Source organism: Enterobacter cloacae complex sp. SHL012, assembly GCF_049237505.1.
GTDB lineage: Bacteria > Pseudomonadota > Gammaproteobacteria > Enterobacterales > Enterobacteriaceae > Enterobacter > Enterobacter kobei.
This window is the reverse complement of the sequence record NZ_JBMKIZ010000015.1, coordinates 1-1442: the sequence shown is the minus strand read 5'-3', so window position 1 is coordinate 1442 and position 1442 is coordinate 1. Positions and strand designations below refer to the sequence as shown.

The 1442-nt window shown below is 51.3% G+C and carries 2 protein-coding genes; one reads left to right on the top strand and one right to left on the bottom strand.

Annotated features, from left to right (window positions below; genetic code table 11):
* The first annotated feature begins 113 nt into the window (after nt 1-113).
* Nucleotides 114-794 carry a phage tail protein gene (locus ACOTY9_RS22030; protein ID WP_235611141.1) on the top strand — a complete coding sequence of 227 codons (681 nt, stop codon included), beginning with the start codon at nt 114-116 and terminating at the stop codon, nt 792-794.
* Here the strand turns inward: ACOTY9_RS22030 and ACOTY9_RS22025 are convergent.
* A partial coding sequence (locus ACOTY9_RS22025; RefSeq protein WP_421637405.1) for a pyocin knob domain-containing S74 family peptidase occupies nt 760-1442 on the bottom strand: 683 nt, incomplete at its 5' end. The two genes, ACOTY9_RS22030 and ACOTY9_RS22025, sit on opposite strands and share 35 nt — an antisense overlap.

Here is a 1442-nt window from a genome sequence, read left to right as displayed (position 1 = left end):
TCGGTTTGGGAAGTAGCGCGACGAAGGACGTCGGAACGACTGCCGGGAACATCATGCAAGTGGGAGCATTTGGGCTTGGAACTATCAACGGAGACGGCCCACTGTTGGACGCTATGGACGCATTTACACCGACCTGTTTCTCCTCCCATCAAAATGACGGACAGACCCAACTGGGGTTGACTGCAAATACCGGCATTACGTCTATAGTCGTCAATCGGGGCAGCCGACCAACCCGTATTCATCAGGCCTATATTCTACGGCGGACGTGGTTTTCGTATTACGGTGGCTCGTCCTGGTCATATCAGGAGGCTTACACCACGGGTAATACCACAAAGTCCAGTGATGGCACCCTGAAAGCTGCGTCTCCGGTTGCCCGTATCGTAGCGAGCCAGGAAGCGTGCCAGCGGGACGATATAGCGGAGGATGGTTTTGTCTGGTGCGGCTGCGGCACGGCGAACGCAGAAGCGGAGGGGATAACTCTCTCTCGCCTCGATGTGGGTATTTATATGCTCATCGGTTCAGCAGGTCTGGCTTCTGAGGGATGGCAGCTACTGCCGCCAATGGACCCAGGCGGCATGGGGGAGCTTGGTGTTGTTGAGGCAGATCAAACCGACAGCAGTTGTCTGAAAATCCGCTTGTTTAAGCGAAAATACATGTTGAGCGATGAAGGTGAGATCATCAAAACCAAAGGTGAACCGATGGACGTACCGGCGAACAGCTGGATCGATGTTCGCCTGGATATGCCTGAAGATTCCCTATTTAACCAGCAGATGAGGCAGGAGCCGCAGCTTTAGCGTCTCCCTCTAAAGCCCTGACGCGGATTGCCAGGGCTTTTATCGCGGCCAGCGCATCGAGCAACAGAGGTGTCTGGTCAAGGTGTAATATGCCCCCAATTTCTTTGACATATTCAGGATCGATTGTCTCAATTTGCTGTGATATCACTCCGCGACGTGGGGTTTGCGTTTTATCATCTTTGAAGGTGAAGTGTTTGAACTCCATCCGTGAAATGTTGCCCAGCGCCTTTTCTGGATCGAGATCGTCACCAATATTTTTCATAAATCTGTCAGAAACTGCAGACGTCATTATCTCCTTCCATGGGCTCCATGCATCAGTATTGTAACCTCTGAAAAAAAACCTTCCTGCATCAGTTTTGCTGGCATACGGCAAGCAGAACTGCGTTAAGGCTGCATCTGAAATACGAACATAATTTTGAACATACCCGTACCAGCTGGTGATAGGCCCTGAGGTTGATTTCGCCATATCTAACAGCAAACGATATGTACCGGGTTCAGTCAGGGCATTGAAATTTGTCCCATCAGGAGCAACTGCCATATCTGTTTTAAAGGCCCTAGCATCACCAGTTGGCAACCCGAATGCTCCTACATGCATGACATTCCCGGCAGCTGTACCTGCATCCAGCGTGGCGCTACTTCCCAAACCGA

Coding starts and splice junctions, on each gene's coding strand:
- ACOTY9_RS22030 (WP_235611141.1), top strand. CDS start 114: ATGGACGCATTTACACCGACCTGTTTCTCCTCCCATCAAAATGACGGA.